Origin of the sequence: Actinocorallia sp. B10E7 (assembly GCF_039871655.1) — a bacterium.
Taxonomy (GTDB): Bacteria; Actinomycetota; Actinomycetes; order Streptosporangiales; family Streptosporangiaceae; genus Actinocorallia.
The window spans coordinates 1-15725 of the sequence record NZ_JBDPLZ010000016.1; the positions used below are offsets into that span (position 1 = coordinate 1).

General features: G+C 70.0%; 18 protein-coding genes. 8 read left to right on the forward strand and 10 right to left on the reverse strand.

The window, feature by feature from the left end; genetic code table 11:
• Positions 1-226: 226 nt before the first annotated feature.
• Positions 227-1777 carry an AAA family ATPase gene (locus tag ABGB12_RS33125; protein ID WP_347684161.1) on the reverse strand — a complete coding sequence of 517 codons (1551 nt, stop codon included), beginning with the start codon at positions 1775-1777 and terminating at the stop codon, positions 227-229.
• A 201-nt stretch (positions 1778-1978) separates the two neighbouring features.
• Between ABGB12_RS33125 and ABGB12_RS33130 the strand changes: the two genes are divergently transcribed.
• On the forward strand, positions 1979-2167 hold the full coding sequence (locus tag ABGB12_RS33130) for a hypothetical protein (RefSeq protein ID WP_347684163.1): 189 nt from the start codon (positions 1979-1981) through the stop codon (positions 2165-2167).
• Between the two features lie 15 nt (positions 2168-2182).
• On the opposite strand, the gene ABGB12_RS33135 is transcribed toward ABGB12_RS33130, so the two are convergent.
• The 3 genes from ABGB12_RS33135 to ABGB12_RS33145 all read right to left on the reverse strand — a co-directional run bounded on the left by ABGB12_RS33135 (position 2183) and on the right by ABGB12_RS33145 (position 4205).
• Positions 2183-2659: a nucleoside 2-deoxyribosyltransferase domain-containing protein gene (locus tag ABGB12_RS33135; RefSeq protein WP_347684165.1), complete on the reverse strand. Its 477-nt coding sequence runs from the start codon at positions 2657-2659 to the stop codon at positions 2183-2185.
• A gap of 184 nt (positions 2660-2843) precedes the next feature.
• A complete protein-coding gene (locus ABGB12_RS33140; RefSeq protein ID WP_347684167.1) occupies positions 2844-3569 on the reverse strand; it encodes a hypothetical protein in 726 nt (241 codons plus the stop codon).
• Positions 3570-3779: 210 nt separating this feature from the next.
• The gene (locus tag ABGB12_RS33145) at positions 3780-4205 is read right to left on the reverse strand and encodes an ATP-binding protein (RefSeq protein WP_347684350.1); all 426 of its coding nucleotides are present in this window, start codon (positions 4203-4205) and stop codon (positions 3780-3782) included.
• A 115-nt stretch (positions 4206-4320) separates the two neighbouring features.
• Here ABGB12_RS33145 and ABGB12_RS33150 point away from each other — a divergent pair, with 115 nt between their 5' ends.
• Both ABGB12_RS33150 and ABGB12_RS33155 read left to right on the forward strand, forming a co-directional pair.
• Positions 4321-5142 carry a helix-turn-helix transcriptional regulator gene (locus tag ABGB12_RS33150; RefSeq protein ID WP_347684169.1) on the forward strand — a complete coding sequence of 274 codons (822 nt, stop codon included), beginning with the start codon at positions 4321-4323 and terminating at the stop codon, positions 5140-5142.
• The gene (locus ABGB12_RS33155) at positions 5139-5321 is read left to right on the forward strand and encodes a DUF397 domain-containing protein (RefSeq protein ID WP_347684171.1); all 183 of its coding nucleotides are present in this window, start codon (positions 5139-5141) and stop codon (positions 5319-5321) included. The genes ABGB12_RS33150 and ABGB12_RS33155 overlap by 4 nt, the downstream gene beginning before the upstream one ends.
• A 63-nt stretch (positions 5322-5384) precedes the next feature.
• Here the strand turns inward: ABGB12_RS33155 and ABGB12_RS33160 are convergent, their stop codons facing one another.
• A complete protein-coding gene (locus ABGB12_RS33160) occupies positions 5385-6557 on the reverse strand; it encodes an alpha/beta hydrolase (protein ID WP_347684173.1) in 1173 nt (390 codons plus the stop codon).
• 171 nt (positions 6558-6728) lie between these two features.
• On the opposite strand from ABGB12_RS33160, the gene ABGB12_RS33165 reads away from it, so the two are divergent.
• The 3 genes from ABGB12_RS33165 (at position 6729) to ABGB12_RS33175 (ending at position 10671) form a co-directional block, all read left to right on the forward strand.
• The gene (locus ABGB12_RS33165; protein ID WP_347684175.1) at positions 6729-7898 is read left to right on the forward strand and encodes a histidine kinase; all 1170 of its coding nucleotides are present in this window, start codon (positions 6729-6731) and stop codon (positions 7896-7898) included.
• Entirely contained in the window at positions 7886-8548 is a 663-nt protein-coding gene (locus tag ABGB12_RS33170) for a response regulator transcription factor (RefSeq protein ID WP_347684177.1), read from the forward strand. The genes ABGB12_RS33165 and ABGB12_RS33170 overlap by 13 nt, the downstream gene beginning before the upstream one ends.
• A gap of 269 nt (positions 8549-8817) precedes the next feature.
• Positions 8818-10671: a DUF262 domain-containing protein gene (locus tag ABGB12_RS33175; protein ID WP_347684179.1), complete on the forward strand. Its 1854-nt coding sequence runs from the start codon at positions 8818-8820 to the stop codon at positions 10669-10671.
• 84 nt (positions 10672-10755) lie between these two features.
• On the opposite strand, the gene ABGB12_RS33180 is transcribed toward ABGB12_RS33175, so the two are convergent.
• The 5 genes from ABGB12_RS33180 to ABGB12_RS33200 form a co-directional block, all read right to left on the reverse strand.
• Positions 10756-10959, reverse strand: coding sequence for a PaaI family thioesterase (locus ABGB12_RS33180; RefSeq protein WP_347684181.1), 204 nt, complete (start codon positions 10957-10959; stop codon positions 10756-10758).
• Between the two features lie 48 nt (positions 10960-11007).
• Positions 11008-11556 (reverse strand): hypothetical protein, encoded by a 549-nt coding sequence (locus ABGB12_RS33185; RefSeq protein WP_347684183.1) that lies wholly within the window; start codon positions 11554-11556, stop codon positions 11008-11010.
• 81 nt (positions 11557-11637) lie between these two features.
• Entirely contained in the window at positions 11638-12219 is a 582-nt protein-coding gene (locus ABGB12_RS33190; RefSeq protein ID WP_347684184.1) for a 3'-5' exonuclease, read from the reverse strand.
• A 102-nt stretch (positions 12220-12321) separates the two neighbouring features.
• On the reverse strand, positions 12322-13146 hold the full coding sequence (locus ABGB12_RS33195) for an SDR family oxidoreductase (protein WP_347684185.1): 825 nt from the start codon (positions 13144-13146) through the stop codon (positions 12322-12324).
• Positions 13147-13182: 36 nt separating this feature from the next.
• Positions 13183-13884 (reverse strand): SDR family oxidoreductase, encoded by a 702-nt coding sequence (locus ABGB12_RS33200; RefSeq protein WP_347684186.1) that lies wholly within the window; start codon positions 13882-13884, stop codon positions 13183-13185.
• A gap of 128 nt (positions 13885-14012) precedes the next feature.
• On the opposite strand from ABGB12_RS33200, the gene ABGB12_RS33205 reads away from it, so the two are divergent.
• Complete coding sequence (locus tag ABGB12_RS33205) at positions 14013-14492, forward strand: cation:proton antiporter regulatory subunit (protein WP_347684188.1); 480 nt, start codon at positions 14013-14015, stop codon at positions 14490-14492.
• 5 nt (positions 14493-14497) lie between these two features.
• Complete coding sequence (locus ABGB12_RS33210) at positions 14498-15673, forward strand: cation:proton antiporter (RefSeq protein ID WP_347684190.1); 1176 nt, start codon at positions 14498-14500, stop codon at positions 15671-15673.
• Positions 15674-15725: the final 52 nt, after the last annotated feature.

Here is a 15725-nt window from a genome sequence, read left to right on the forward strand (position 1 = left end):
CATCCGCTGGGCCGCCATCGACCAGATGAGCCGCCGCATCGCCCGCGGCCGCCCCGCCACCCGCACCGGACCAAGGCCCCTGGAATACACCCGGTAGACCTCAACGATCAGCTCTAAAACACGCACTCAGGGGCTGACACGCCAGAGGTGGAAGCGCCGGGCCGTCGGGGACTTGGCGGTGCCGTAGGCGAAGACCCGGCCCACTCGTGTACTCGGTGGCGCGAGCTCAGATGCGGAGCAGGGCGATGGTGCGGCCGGACGGGCTGGTGGTCTCGGTGAGGGACGGGGGTTCGGATCGCTGGTCGAAGACGACGAGGGTGCCTTGGCTCAGGGCCAGGCGGTCGAGGTAGCCGTCGAGTTGGGTGAGGCCCTGGGCGGTGGGGTCGGGGCGGCCGGGGCGGTGGACTTTGAGTTCGACGGCCTCCCATTGCCAGGTGCGGTCGGGCAGGGGCCAGCGCACCAGGAGGTCGATGCGGCCGCGGCCGAGGGCGTATTCGCGGTCGATGAGGCCTCCGCCGTTGACGACGCGGTGCAGCCAGCCCATGAACACCAGCTGGCAGGCGGCTTCGGAATAGGTCTGCTGGCGGGCGAGGATCTCGCCGTTGAGCCGCCAGAAGCCGAGGAACTCCCTCAGGAGCTTGCGGAAGTCCAGGCGGCCCTGGGCGGTGATGAACGAGCGGGGGTCGACGTCGATGCGGTCCTCGACGTGTTCGGTGAGGACTCTGGCGATGACCTCCTGGTAGATCGGGTTGGCGATCTGCAGCGGGCGGCCCGTCTTGACCAGGCCGAGATCCCGAACATAGGAGGCGTCGTCGTTGTAAGCGACATCAGTGATGTCGTCCGTGCCGGCGAGCATCGGTTCGATGACGCGTTTGACCCGCGGCTCGTGCAGCCGGGCGGCCAGGGAGTCCAGATGCGTCGCGCGCGAGACGATGAGGCGTTCCACCGCCTGGTCCATGTGCTCGTCGCAGATCGGCTCGGACACCGGAACTCGCATCTTCTCGATGACTTCGCGGGCCAGGGCGTTGACGAGCCACGGCTGTCCCTGGCTGGCTTCGAAGGCGCGCTGGACGGATTCGGGGGAGAACTTCTGGCCGGTGGCCTCGGTGTGCTGCTCGTAGAGCTCCGCGACCTGAGCATGGGTGAAGTCGCCCAGGCGAAGAGACTCCACCTTGATGTTGAACGGGCTCGACGTCCCCAGCCGGTTCGGATCGCCGCCCGAGGCGGCCTTGTAGTCGCGGACGTCGCGCATCCCGCACAGCACCACCGAGTGCGGGAACTCCTCCCGTTCACCGCTCTGGTAGCCGTCGCGCAGCTGGCTGAGCACGCTGACCAGGACGTCGTCCTGCAGGGAGTCCATCTCGTCGAAGAACAGCACCAGCGGGAGCGGAGAGTGGATCGCCCAGGCTCGGAGCGCTTCGTACAGCCGGTTGCCGGGCCTGGCGTCCGGCCACGGACGAGGCGGGTGGCACTCCGGCGCGATCTGCCTCTCGGCGGCCCTGGCGATGATCTCCAGAAGCTGGTCTTCCGCGGCCTCGATGGTCTGCGCGGTGCGCACACGCTCGCAGGAGAACCAGACGGCGGCGTACCTGCCCTCGGCGTTGAACGCGCGGGCCAGGGTCTCCAGCACCGTGGTCTTCCCCGACTGCCGCGGCGCGTGAAGAACGAAGTAGAAGCCCCGCTCGATGTACTCCCTCGCCTCGGGCAGCCGGGGTTCCGGGGGAAGCATGTAGTGCAGCTCCTCCCGGCAGCGGCCGGCCGTGTTGAAATGCTTCACGCTCCGTACACTACAGACCGACAGAGCGTGGCGTGTCGCGTCTGTGGAAGAGGCGGCGCGCTCCCTCCCACCCGGTATCACCTCCGACCGGATTGGTGCCGCATTCGCAAGGAAAGGGGCGAGTGCGGCCGGGACCGCCTCCTCATCTTCCAGAAGGAGGGCCGCCAGAGCGGAGAGATCCCCCTCCAGGGACTGGAAGATGTGATCGAGCTCGAATCCTCCGAAGTCCCGGCCGACTTCGACCGGCACGCTTTCCGGTGGCACCTCTACCTGTGGAGCCCCTGGTTCTTCGTCTGGGGGACCCTGCTCGGCCCGGCGGCCCGGCGGCTCGGCGCTACCGGTCCAGCACCACGGCCGGGCGGCCCGCACCCGAGGAGTGATCTTCAGTGACCTGGTCGGCTCTCCTCATCGAGCCGTCTCGACGCGAGTCAGGACCTCGGCCAGGAGGCTGTCCATGTCTTCGTGGACGGTCAGGCGGGGAGCGTTGATACGGCACAGCATCCGCACGTCATCGGCCCGAACGTAGCCTGGGTCGACGCCCACCACCGGGTCGCGGTGCTCCCCCAGCGCCTGACCGAGTTCGAACAGCGCGATGGGCTGGACGACCGCGCCGGAATCGGGGAACCAGAACAGCGTGATGACCCCGGGAAGGCGCAGGTGATGCTGCTCCCAGCAGACCTGTTCCCACCTCGCGTCCGGGTCGTCGAAGGGGAAGTCGGCGCGAGCGGGGTCGAGGACGGCGACGTCGGCGCCGCCGAGGAGTTCGATGGCGTGTTCACGCCACGGCGGGCACCCGCTGATGCCGCCGGCCAGGAACACCGCAGGCGCATCATCGGGCATCGGCCGGTAATAGGCCGGAGCCTGGAAATAACCGCTCGCCATCGTCGGACCTCCTTGCGAAGCGCTCCCCACCCATGACCGCTCACCATCTTCCCCGGCGCGGACGACCGGAACTTCCCGACCCACCTGGCGGCGACCGCCCAGGCGCGCGTCGCTCGAGGCGGGAGCCGTTGATCGTCGGTGGACGTGCCTGTTCCGGCCACGGTTCTCGCATCGCCGCCAAACGTCAGTCGGCGACGGGTTCGAGTACGCCCCAGGCGCGGACCGTCCCCGGGCCGTAGCGGGAATCGAGGTCGTTCCGCAGTTCGTCCGTGACGACGAACACGGTCACGCTCACCCGGTTTTTGATCGTGTCCACGCTGCTGCCCTGAATTCCCGGGATCTCCTTCTGCACCTTCATCTGGATGCCTCGGAGTTCCGCTTCGGTGTGCTTCGCGGGGGAGACGCAGAGCGCGCCGCCCCAGACCTCCCGCACGCGCCGCTCATGACCGTCGAGATCACCGGTGAACCTGACGTTGAGCACGAGCTTCGCGGGGTCGTTGCCCTCGAACTCCCGAATGGGGCCGGGGCCGAGGTAGCTCTGGTCGACCCAGGCCCCCGCGTACTGAGGGGACTTTCGGGCGACGCGCATCGCGGCCTGCAACGACTTCTCGGTCGCCTGAGCCGGATCGACCGGTTTCCAGCCGCCGGCAGGCGTCGGGCACGGTGAGGCGAACGAGTCCTCGTCGTCGGGATCGGGCCGCCGCGGAGCCTTCGGAGGCTCGGTCAGCGTGAGCCGCGCGCCGTCCCACGTCCCGACCACCGTGTACTCGCCCCACTTCACGCCGTCGCGTGACTCGTGCCGTACCGCCTTCCAGTTCCAGCCCACGATGTCGGCACCACCGCACTGCGGCGGCAGAGAGTCGGCCACGGACAGGCAGAACTGGGGCCCGTGGCGCTCGTTCTCGAGCACCGTCCCGGTCCCCGTGTACCGAGGCGCGGACCCGGTCATGGGAGCCGCCTCCGACCCGCAAGCAGTGACCAGAAACAGAAGGAGAGCGACCGCAGTGAATCTCATGCTTCTCAGACGTTCACACCCGGCGTCGGCGTTGCTCCGGCCCAGCAGACTCGGGTAGCCGCCGGTGAGCCGGGCGCGACACCGCACAGCCGCCGCCCGCCCGGGTCAGGTCCGGGCGTCGAACGTCGCCCAGACCCACTTGCCGCCCCGCTCGTCGTGCTGGACCCCGCATGCCGTGGCCAGGGCCCTGATGAGGGGGAGCCCCCAGCCGCCGCCGTGGTCGAAGGTCTCGTCGGTCGCGTCGAGGTCCTCGCCGGTGAGGAAGAGGACGGGCTTGGCGTAGGGGCGGAGCGGCGAGGAGTCCCACACGCCGAGGAAGACGCCCTTCGCGTTGCGGCCGAGGCGAAGGCGGATCTGCTCGCCGGGGGTGGCCTCGGCGGCGTTGGTGAGCAGTTCGCTCGCCACGAGCAGAACGTCGTCGAGGAGCGCGGAGTGGCCCCACTTGCGCAGCCTCTGGCAGAGGAGCGTACGGGCCAGGCCCGCGGCCGCGGGCGAGCCGAGCAGGTCCAGGCGCAGGTCGTCCATCGTCATCACGGACACCGAGTCCTCCCAGGTCAACGGGCTTCTTGATTTCTCCCACGAGAATCGCACCGGAGGATTACTCTCGGTTGTCTCCCTGTCAGATGAATACAGGAGGCCGAAGAGGATGCCCGTTCACGTACGCGACCAGGTCGACCCGAAGCTCTCCCACTGGCATTTCCTCGCCTACGCCATAAGGCTGCTGCGCGAGCGGCACGGGCTCTCGCTCACCCAGGTCGGCAAGCTTCTGGACGTGACGCGTGGGACTGTTTCCAACTTCGAGGCGGGGCGGCGCAAGCTGGGCGACGACTACGCCCGGGTGCTCGACGAGCGTTACGGGACCGGCGAGCTCATCCAGACCATCGTCTTCTACGCGCGCATGGGCCATAACCCTGATTGGGCCAAGACTCTGGCCGAGTACGAAGCCGTTGCGCAGGTGCTGAAGATCTACCACGGCCAGGTGATCCCCGGTCCTTTCCAGACTGAGGACACCATCCGTGCGCAGCTGTCAGCGTCTCGGACGATCACCGACATCGAAGCCGCGGTGAAGGCCCGTCTGCTCAGGCAGGAGGCGATCCTCAACCGTGAACGGCCTCCCTACATCTGGGCGCTTCTCGAAGAGTCCGTGCTCGAGCAACAGGCAGGTGGTCCTGAGGTGCTTCGTGAGCAGCTGATTCATCTCCGCGAACTCAGCGAATGCCCTCATATCGGTGTCCGGGTCATTCCGAAGACTGCGGGTTCGCATCTGGGTACAGATGGCCCCATGCGTTTTCTTGGTCTCGCCGACCGCGATGTCGCGTATGTGGGTGCGTGGCGCGGAGGTCGCATGATCGAGTCTCCGGCAGAAGTCCGCGAAGTGGCCGTAGATTGGGATTTCATCAGTCAGAAGGCCCTGTCCGATGAGGACACGAGGGTTCTGATCGACAGGAAGATGGAGGCCCTCGCATGAGCATTCAGTGGCGTAAGAGCTCCTATAGCACAGGTGTTCAAGATGAGGCGTGCGTCGAGTTGTCCCGCCTCCCGTCGGCCGTCGGCGTCCGGGACTCCAAGAACCCCGAGGCCGGGCACCTCACGTTGACCCCCGCCCAGTTCACGTCGCTGAGCCGTCGGCTCAAAGAACGCGGCTGACACCGGAGGAGCCCGCTCCGCGGTGCGTCGGTCGTGCGTGTCGGCTCCCGTGGTCGCGTGCGATCACCGGCCGCGAGTCTCCGTCTGCGTTGAGCGGACCCAGGCGGTGAAGGCCTCCACGGCGTTGACGACGGTCTCGAAACGCGGGGAGGAGAACAGGTCGAACGCGTGCTGTGCTCCCGGAAGCTCCGCGTAGACCGTCGGGGCGGACGAGGTGAGCGCCAGCCTCTCGGCGAAGCGGCGGACGTCCTCGACGGGGACCAGCGTGTCGCTGTCGCCGTGGGCGATGAAGACCGGCGGGGCGTCCCGGCGGATGCAGGCCTCGGGCGACGACGGCACCTCCTTTCCGTCGTCGAGGGGGCCGTAGTAGGCGTTGAGGCAGATGACGGCGGAGACGGACGTGTCGACGTGCTCGAAGCCGGGCTGGAACCTCGGGTCGCCGGGCGTCAGGCCGGCCATCGCGGCCATGTGCCCGCCGGCCGAGGTGCCCGCCGCGAAGATCTGGGAGGGGTCGGCGCCGTATTCGCGGCCGTGCTCCCGCACCCAGGCGATCACCTTCTTGTAGTCGACGAGGTGGTCGGGAAAGCCGGCCTCGGGGCGCAGGCGGTAGTTCGCGCTGACGCACACCCAGCCCTGGCCGGCCAGCCGGTACAGGAGCGGGAGCGCCTGGTGGTCCTTCCTGCCGCCGGTGAAACCGCCGCCGTGCAGGTGGATCAGGGTGGGGCCGGTCGGGGCGCCGGAGCGCGGGCGGTAGAGATCCAGAAGGTTGCGTTCGCCCGCGGGGCCGTAGGCGATGTCCGCGGTCTTCTCCACGTCGTGTCGCCGGACGGAGAACGGGGCGAGCAGGGCGCGGCCGAGCGGGATCCCGTCGCGCAGCCCGGCCGCCAGGCGGGGGTCGATCGCGTCGCGCCAGCCGGGGCCCAGCCCCCGGTCCAGGGCGCGGTCGACCGCGGCACCCGTCCGGGCGCCGCGCCAGGCGATGACCGCGAGCCCGCAGGCCGTCAGTACGGCCAGGCCGAAGACCGACCAGCCGCCCGCCGTGGCGATGTCGCCCTGCGCGAAGGCCAGGAGGGTCGACGCCAGGAGCCAGACGAAGGCGACGGCCGGTAGTTCGTTGATCGCGAGGCCGAGGCGGAAGCCCGCGACGGCCAGGAGGCGCGGCCTGCGTGGAGGGATCAGCGCGCTGAGCGTGCAGACCGCGATGAGGGTCACGGTCACGAGATAGCCGATGGGCATGCTGCGCTCCAGAAGGGTTTCGTGGGAAGTGTGCTTCGACGGTCACAGCGTCGCCGTACCGGTGCGGCGGCCGCATCGGGCGTCGGACGGGGACAGCCCGCTACCTCGGTGCAGGCGGCCACCTACTTTGGTCGGTGTCGGCGATGCCGGTTCCCCGGTTAGCCTCGGGCCGTGAGCATCCAGGGGTCATGCGGTGCGGAGCCCGCACCGGAGCGCTTTTCCGGCAAGGTCCTCGCAGCGGGCGCGACCACCGGGGTGTGCGCACTCGTCGCCGTCACCGTCTGGGGCGTCCACGCCGCCGACCCGGCGGCCGGGCCGCCGGTCCTGGACCTCCTCGCCGGTCTGCTGGGCTGCGCCCTGCTGCCCGTTCTGATGAGACGGCCGGTTCCCGGGGCGCTGATGCTGACGGTCCTGGCGGCGCTGTCGCCCGCGGCCACCCCGCCGGCCACGCTGGGCGCGCTGCTGGTCGCGCAGCGGCGCCCGTTCCCGGTCGCGGTCGCGGTCGCCGCGGCGGGCGTCGCCGCCCATGCGGCGCAAGGCCTCTGGCGGCCCAGCGGCGGCATCTCCTTCGCCTGGTGGCTGCTCCTGATCGCGGTCGGGTACGGAGCTCTGGTCGGGTGGGGCGCCCTGACCCGGGTGCGGCGCGCGCTCATCGACTCGCTGCGCGAACGCGCCCTGCGCGCCGAGGCCGAACAGGGCAGGCGGGTGGCCGAGGCCCGGATGGCCGAACGCACCCGCATCGCGCGGGAGATGCACGACGTCCTGGCGCACAGGCTGTCGCTCCTGGCCACCTACGCGGGGGCGTTGGAGTACCGCCCCGACGCCCCGCCCGAGCAGCTTTCCCGCGCCGCCGGCGTGGTCCGCGAGAGCGTCCACCAGGCGCTCGATGAACTCCGGGACGTGATCGGGCTGCTGCGGGACGAGGAAGGCGACGCCCAGCGGCCCCAGCCCGTCCTGACCGACCTGCCCCGCCTCCTCGACGAGGCGCGTGACGCCGGAGAGCCGGTCCGGCTGCGCAACGAGGTGGCCGACCCCTCCGCCCTCCCGCCTTCCGCGGGACGGACCGCTTACCGTGTCGTCCAGGAGGGCCTGACCAACGCCCGCAAACACGCCGCCGGGCTGCCGGTCCAGGTGGTGGTGGCCGGAGGGCCCGGCGACAGGCTCGACATCGACATCCGCAACCCGCTCCCGGAGGACGGGGCCGCCGGGCCGTCCGTCCCCGGCACGGGCACCGGGCTGGTCGGCCTGACCGAACGCGTGCGCCTGGCCGGAGGGAGCCTCGACCACCATGCGACAGGCGGCGAGTTCCGGCTGCACGCATGGCTACCATGGCCCGCGTGAGCGATCAGCTGCGCGTGCTCATCGTGGACGACGACGCCCTCGTCCGTGCCGGCCTCACCATGATGCTCGACGGGATCCACGGCATCACGGTCGTCGGCGAGGCGGACGACGGGGACCAGGTGCCGGCCGCCGTCGAGGCGCACGACCCCCACGTCGTCCTGATGGACCTGCGGATGCCGCGGGTCGACGGCATCACCGCCACCCGCGAGCTGCGCCGCCGCCGCGACCCGCCCGAGGTGATCGTGCTGACCACCTTCGACTCCGACGAGGACATCCTGTTCGCCCTGCGCGCGGGCGCCGGCGGCTTCCTGCTCAAGGACACCCCGCCCGCGCGGATCGTCGAGGCCGTCCGCCGGGTCGCCGCCGGAGACCCGATGTTGTCCCCCCGCGTCACCCGCCGCCTCATGGAGCGCTCCGCCGCGCAGGCCGGCGCCTACCAGCGCTCCCGCGCCGCCCTGGCCGCCCTCAGCCCCCGCGAGAACGAGGTGGTCCTGGCCATCGCCCGGGGACGCACCAACGCCGAGATCGCCGAGGACCTCTTCATGACCGTCTCGACGGTCAAGGCCCACGTCTCCCACATCCTCACCAAGCTCGGCCTCGACAACCGCACCCAGATCGCCCTCCTGGCCCACGACGCCGACCTGTCCTGACCCGCCCGTCCTCGCATGCCATGGCGGCTCCCGCAGACCTGGCCACGATCGCCGATCGTGCGGCCGAAGCCATCGGCAGGTTTGCGGAAAGTGTGGCCGGGCTCTCCGCCACTTAGCGCGGTCAGCGACTGGCGTACGGCGGATCAAGACGGGAATGCGTGGCACACGGCGACCGTCGATCCCTGGAACCTGTGACATGGCCATGAGGCCGGGGCTCTTGATTCAGGTTTCTCACCACGAGCGGCCGGTCTTCGATGAAGATTGATGACATGGGTTTCCAGACGCCTCTGTACGAACTGGCCGAGTACCTGAAGTGGACCACCAGCGGCCACATACAGCTTCCCGATTTCCAAAGGGGCTACAAGTGGGACGACGAGCGCATCCGCCAGTTGCTCGTCACGATCCTCCGGGGCCATCCCTTGGGAGTGGTCATGATGCTGAAGACGGGCAACGACCAGATCCGCTTCAAACCGCGTCCCGTCGAAGGGGTCGTCCTCCCCGAGGAGACGGAGCCCGAGCTGCTGCTCCTCGACGGCCAGCAGCGGCTCACCTCGCTCACCCAGGCCCTGACCGGCGACGGCGTCGTCCACACCAAGGACAGCCGGGGCAAGCTCATGGACCGCCGCTACTACGTGCGGATGGACACCGCGCTGCTCGGCGAGGACCGGATCGAGGAATCCGTCATCTCGGTTCCCGGCGACGGCGTCCTGCGCAGCAACTTCGGCAAGGACGTCGAACTCGACCTGTCCACCGCGGATCTCGAGCGCAAGCACGGATACTTCCCGGTACGCCTTCTCTTCGGCGGGGCGGACACCGTCAACTGGCTCTTCGCCTGCGAGGACAAGGAGCAGGCCAGCACTTTCCACGCCAAGGTCATCCAGCCCTGCTCGACCTACAACATCCCCGCCATCGAGCTGGACAAGACGACCAGCAAGGCGGCCGTCGCCACCGTTTTCGAGAAGGTGAACACGGGAGGCCTCCCGCTCAACGTCTTCGAGCTCCTGACCGCGACCTTCGCCGGCGACAAGAAGTACTTCGACACCCACGGCACGGACTTCCGGCTCAACGACGACTGGCAGGCGACCCAGAAGGGCTTCGCCGCGCACCCGGTTCTGTCCGCCGTCGAGAACACCGACTTCCTCCAGGCGGTGAGCCTGCTCGCCTCGTTCAAACGGGCCAAGGAGGACACATCCGGCCGGCCGCCCGCCGTGTCCGCCAGGAAAGAGGATCTGCTCAAGCTGTCCCTGGACGAATACCTGGAATGGGTGAAGCCGCTCCGCGGCGCCTTCGCCTGGTCGGCCACCTTCCTCGCCGACCACCACATCTTCGACGTGAAGTTCCTGCCCTATCCCAAGCAGCTCGTCCCGCTCGCGGCGGTGAAGGTCATCCTGGGGGACGCCGCCGACCTCCACGGGGTGCGCGCGAAGCTCGCGCAGTGGTTCTGGTGCGGCATCCTCGGTGAGCTCTACGGCAGCGCCATCGAGACCCGGTTCGCGCGTGACGTCGAGTCCGTTCCCGACTGGGCGCTGGGGAACGAAAGGGCGATGCCGCGGACCGTCGCGGACTGCACGTTCGCCGCCTCCCGCCTGCTGTCCCTGCGGACCCGGAACGCGGCGGCCTACAAGGGGATCTACGCTCTCATCCTGTCCCAGGGGGCCAAGGACTGGATGTACGACAAGTCGCTGGACAAGGTCCAGTACGCGGAGCTCGCCGTCGACATCCACCACATCTTCCCCAGCAAGTGGTGCCTCGACCAAGGCATCGATCCGATGAAGCGGGAGAGCATCGTCAACAAGACGCCGCTTTCCGCCAAGACGAACCAGGCCATCGGCGGTGCGGCGCCCTCCGCGTACCTGGCGAAGATCGAGAAGAAGGCGGGGATCGGCGTCGCGCAGTTGGAGGCCCTGGTGGGCAGCCACCTGGTGGACGCCTCGAAGTTGAGGTCCGACGACTTCGAGGGGTTCTTCGCGAAGCGTCTGGAGGAACTCGTCCGTTTGATCGAGGTCGCCACCGGCAAACCCGTGCAGAAGGACATCAGCGACGGCGGCGGCGCGGAGGGCCTGCAGATGTTCGACCCGGAGGACGTGGCCGTCATCCCAGACCGGGACGACACGGAGGCCTGACCCCCGGCGACCGCGAGCGTTTCGCACGGGATCTCGTTCCGCGCCCGGCTCCTCTGCTGAACCGGGCACGGGGCTCGGGTGGGGTCAGGGGCGCAGGACCGTGCAGTGGGTCGTGCCGTGGGCGAGGAGCTTGCCGGAGGCGTCGGTGATGTAGGCCTCGGCGGTGGCGGCGGTCCGGCCGCAGTGCAGGACGCGGCCCTCGGCGAAGACCTCACCGGCGCCGATGCGCAGCGGGCGGACGTAGTGGAGGTTCAGCTGCAGCGTGGAGCAGAACGCTCCGGCCGACATCTCGGTGTGCTTCGGGGTGAACCGAAAAACCGGCCCGGCCGAGGCCGGTCAGTGCGGGGGGCGCAGCGGGTTCAGGGCGCTTCCGAGGAAGCAGCCGCCTTCGCCCGGCATGCGCTGGATGCGAGGCGGGGACCACACTGACGTGCTGCCGGGCGCGACGCGGGCCAGAGTGCAGTCGAACGCGTCGCTCAGATAGGGCTTGACCCGCAGCAGGACTCCGACCACGCCGTCCTTCGAACCGATCTCGACGTGGACCGCCGGGTCGAGGCCGAGGGAGGCGACGGCCTCGCGGACCTCCCGCTCGTCGACCTCGCCGCCGCTCGGCATGTGGGGGAGTGCCTTGTCGAGCTTCTCGTCCGGGATCTCGGGGGTCTTCGGCCAGGGCTCGAAGGTGAGGGGCCTGCCGGGCGGGCAGTCCGCGTCCAGCGGCTCCTCGTCCCAGTCGTTCTTCACCGAGAAGCGCAGTTCGAAGCAGCGGACCGCGGTGGCGGGCCACACCCGATGGCCGTGCAGCCGCCGCATGATCTCGCGCGCCTCGTCACGCGCCTTGTCGGCCGCCTGCTCCTCGATCGGCGCGGCGCAACCCCCGAGCAGCAAAAGGGCCACTGGAAACCACAGAAACCGGCGCATACAACCACGATCGCAGCCCGCTGGGAACGTCGGTATCCGCTCTCATGCTCATATCGCGCGGGACAGCCGCCGGACGGGGACGCGCGGACCGGGGACGGTGAGGGCCGGGACGAGCCGCCCCGGAGGAGGGCCGCTCCGGGAGACGAGGTGCCGGAACAGGGTGGCCGTGGCGAGGGTGTCGGCCAGGGCCGCGTGCGCGCCGGACAGGGGGATGCCGAGCTCGTCGCAGCAGTCGGGGAGCTTGAACGACGGACCGCGTAGGCTGCGGCGGGCCAGGCGGAGGGTGCAGACGCCCGACGAGATCTGCGGGGTGGGCAGACCGGAGTCCTCGAGCTGGGCGGTGAGGAAACGCGCGTCGAAGGGCAGGTTGTGCGCCACGACCACGCGGCCGGCCAGGAGGGCGCGGACCTCGTGGGCGACCTCCTCGAACGTCGGGGCCGAGCGCACCATGGCCGCGGTGATGCGGTGCACTCTCGTCCCGGCCATCGGGCCGCGCGGGCGGACCAGGGTGTCCCACGTGCCGGTGACGTTCCCCTTCTCGTCCGTGTGCACGACGGCGATCTCCGCGATCTCGCCGCGGGTGGGGGTGAAGCCGGTCGTTTCCACGTCGACCACGGCGTAACCGCGCAACAGCGTCCCTCTTTCGGCCGGGGGAAGGGTGAGGGTGTGACGAGTCCATAGCAAAGCAGTCCTTGTTAATCAAGTCAACAAGGACAAAACGCCATTAATGGGTTAACCTTCGCGCCAGTCCGGGGAGGTGAGCGCTCCGGCGGCCTGCGGCCCCATGAGGCCGAGGGCGCCGTCGACGAACAGGGAGGCGCCGGTGATGTAGGAGGCGGCAGGGGAGGCCAGGAAGGCGATGGCGGAGGCGACCTCACGCGCGTCACCGGGGCGGTCCAGCGGGTAGCCGGGACGGGTGCCGGGCCGCGGCGGCCGGTCGTGCTGTCCGGTCATGGGAGTGGCGATCTCGCCCGGCGCGACGGTGTTCACCGTGATGCCGTGCGACGACAGTTCCAGGGCCAGGACGCGGGAGAGCAGACGCAGACCGCCCTTCGCCGCGCAGTAGGGGCCCGCGCCGACTCGCGGGTACTCCTCGTGCACGCTCGTCACGTTGACGATCCTGCCGCCCGCGCCGCGCTCCACCATGCGACGGGCCGCACGCTGGGAACACAGGAAAGCGCCGTCCAGGTCGACGGACAGCACGGAGCGCCATTCGGAGAAATCCATCTCCAGCAGAGGAGTGCTGCTGCCGGTGCCCGCGTTGTTCACCAGGATGCCGAGGCCGCCCAGTTCGTCCGCCAGCTCGTCGACGGCCTCCGACGCGGTGACGGGGTCGGTCAGGTCGTGGCGGCGGACGGCGGCGCGGCGGCCGTGCGCCAGGATCTCATGGACCGTCTGCTGGGCGCCGACGTCGTCGCAGTGGAACGTGATGCCGACGTCGAAGCCCTGCTCGGCGAGCGTCACCGCGGTCGCCTTCCCGATCCCCGAATCCGCACCCGTGATGATCGCCACCCGGTCGTAATGGGCTTCGGAGACGGGCGCGCGGCCGGGCTGCATGGGTGGACCTCCTGTTCGGGTACCGGCTGGCCCGGGTCACGGCCAGGACGGCTCGTTGCGCGGGACGATGACCAGCTCGCCGACGACGCTCCCGACAGGGACGGACAATGCGTACATGACGGTGTCTGCGACGATGGCGGGGTCCTGGAGCTTGGAGGTGTCGGCGTCGGGGAAACGCTCGAGGATGAACCGCGTCTCCATGCCTCCGGCGATGATGCCGGTCACGCCGATGCCGATGCAGTCGCGCCGGGCCTCCTGGAAAAGGGTGTGGGTGAACGCGCGCAGCCCCGTCTCACTGGCGGCGTAGGGCCCGGCTTCGGTCCAGGTGCGGTTGGCGGCGGTGGACAGGACGTTGATGATGTGGCCGCCGCCCTGCTTGATCATCCGCCGGTAGTTCTCCAGGCACAGGTGGACCGGCCCGAGCAGGTTCGTGCTGATGACCAGGTCGGCCTCCTCGGCCGACAGATGCTCGATCGGCTTGCTCACGTCCACCGCGGCGTTGTTCACCAGGATGTGCAGGCTCCCGGAGGAGTCCCAGATGTCGGCCACCGCGGAGGCCACCTGACCGCTGTCACGGATGTCGAACACCAGCGGTTGGACCGTCCGGCCGTCCTCGCCCAGCTCCCGCGCCAGCTCCTTGAGCTCCTTCTCCCTGACGTCCGCGGCCCACACCATGGCTCCGGCCTCGGTGAGCCGCCGCACGATGGAGGCCCCCAGCCCCCTGGCCGCGCCGGTCACCAGCGCGCTCCTGCCGCGAAGATCGACCTGTATCCCCGGCCCCCTGTCTCCGTCTGGTCCGCAAGAGACATCCCCGAACGCGACTCTACGAAACCGGTCGGGCACCCTGTGTGGCATCGTGGGGACGCATGGACGTGAATGAGGTGCTCCTGCCGGGGGTGGGGCTGCGGTATGAGTTCACCAACCGGGACGGGGACCGGATCGGGGTGATCGCTCTGCGGTCGGGGGACTTCGAGGTGGTCCTCTACGACGAGAACGACCCCGACGAGTCACGGCCGGTGTTCCGGCTGACCGACGAGGAGGCCGAGACCCTGGCGCAGATCCTGGGGGCGCCGCGGATCGCCGAGCGGTTCGCCGACCTGACCCGCGAGGTGCCGGGGCTGAACGCGGGCCAGGTGGAGGTACTGGCGGGCAGCCCCTACGCGGGGCGGCCTCTGGGCACCAGCCGGGCCCGGACCCTGACGGGCGCGTCGATCGTGGCGATCGTGCGAGGCGAGGAGGTGATCGCCTCCCCGGGACCGGACGAGACACTGCGCACGGGCGACGTCCTGGTGGTCATCGGCACCGCCGAGGGCATCCTCGGGGTGGAACGGCTCTTCGGGGGCTGAGCGGCTTGGACGTCTCGGCCGCGTTTCTCCTGGAGTTCGGCCTGATCCTGATCGTGCTCAGCCTGGTGGGGGCGCTGGCGCGGCGCTGGACGCTGTCGCCGGTCCCGCTCTACCTCCTCACCGGCCTGGCCCTGGGGGAGGACGGGATCGTGCGGGTCCCCGAGGCCGGGGAGTTCGTGGGGATCGGCGCCGCGATCGGGGTGGTCCTCCTGCTGCTGGCGCTGGGGCTGGAGTTCTCCATCGCGGAGTTCACCACCAGCATGCGCCGGCACGTCCCGTCGGCGGTCGCCGACGTCGCGCTGAACGCGGTGCCGGGGGCCCTGGCCGGGTGGCTGCTGGGCCTGAACGGGGTCGGGATCCTGGCGTTGGCGGGCGCCACCTACATCTCCTCGTCGGGGATCATCGCCCGGCTGCTGGGCGACCTGCGCAGGCTGGGCAACCGGGAGACCCCGGCGGTGCTGGCGGTGCTGGTGCTGGAGGACTTCGCGATGGCCGCCTACCTGCCGCTGCTGTCCGTGGTGGCCGTCGGAGGAGCCTGGTGGCAGGCGGTGTTGTGGACGGCCATCGCCGTCGGCGCACTGGTCGCCGCGTTCGCGGGCTCCTACAGGTGGGGCCACCACGTCGGACGGGTGGTGGCGCACCCCGAGGCCGAGCAGTTGATGCTCCGGCTGCTGGGAGTCACGCTGGTGGTGGCGGCGCTGGCGGAATCCGTGCACGCCTCGGCGGCGGTCGGGGCGTTCCTGGTCGGCCTCACCCTCACCGGAGAGGCCGCCGACCGCGCCCGAGCCGTGATGGAACCGCTGCGGGACCTGTTCGCCGCAGTGTTCTTCGTGGCGATCGGCCTGTCCGTCAGCCTCTCCGCCATGGCCCCTCTGCTCCCCGCCGCCATGGCCCTGGCCGCCCTCACCGCCGTCACGAAGGTGGCGACCGGCTGGTACGCGGCCTCCCGAGACGGCGTGGCCGTGCGAGGCCGCGTCCGAGCCGGAACCGCCCTGATCGCCCGCGGCGAGTTCTCGATCATCATCGTCGGCCTGATCGGCCCCCGGGAGGAACGCCTCATCCCCCTCGTCTCGGCCTACGTCCTCATCCTGGCCGTGGTAGGCCCCCTCCTCACCCGCTTCACCGCGCTCCCCGTCGCCCGCAAGCGCGCCCCCCGAGACGACCGGCCCTCGTCCTCCTGACCGGCAGCGGCTCTGGCACGGGTTCTTGTCGGGTGGGAGGTCTGAGGCTTAG

Coding starts and splice junctions, on each gene's coding strand:
- ABGB12_RS33150 (WP_347684169.1), top strand. CDS start 4,321: ATGCCCGTTCACGTACGCGACCAGGTCGACCCGAAGCTCTCCCACTGG.
- ABGB12_RS33145 (WP_347684350.1), bottom strand. CDS start 4,205: ATGACGATGGACGACCTGCGCCTGGACCTGCTCGGCTCGCCCGCGGCC.
- ABGB12_RS33170 (WP_347684177.1), top strand. CDS start 7,886: ATGGCCCGCGTGAGCGATCAGCTGCGCGTGCTCATCGTGGACGACGAC.
- ABGB12_RS33205 (WP_347684188.1), top strand. CDS start 14,013: ATGGACGTGAATGAGGTGCTCCTGCCGGGGGTGGGGCTGCGGTATGAG.
- ABGB12_RS33155 (WP_347684171.1), top strand. CDS start 5,139: ATGAGCATTCAGTGGCGTAAGAGCTCCTATAGCACAGGTGTTCAAGAT.
- ABGB12_RS33195 (WP_347684185.1), bottom strand. CDS start 13,146: ATGCAGCCCGGCCGCGCGCCCGTCTCCGAAGCCCATTACGACCGGGTG.
- ABGB12_RS33160 (WP_347684173.1), bottom strand. CDS start 6,557: ATGCCCATCGGCTATCTCGTGACCGTGACCCTCATCGCGGTCTGCACG.
- ABGB12_RS33180 (WP_347684181.1), bottom strand. CDS start 10,959: ATGTCGGCCGGAGCGTTCTGCTCCACGCTGCAGCTGAACCTCCACTAC.
- ABGB12_RS33175 (WP_347684179.1), top strand. CDS start 8,818: ATGGGTTTCCAGACGCCTCTGTACGAACTGGCCGAGTACCTGAAGTGG.
- ABGB12_RS33135 (WP_347684165.1), bottom strand. CDS start 2,659: ATGGCGAGCGGTTATTTCCAGGCTCCGGCCTATTACCGGCCGATGCCC.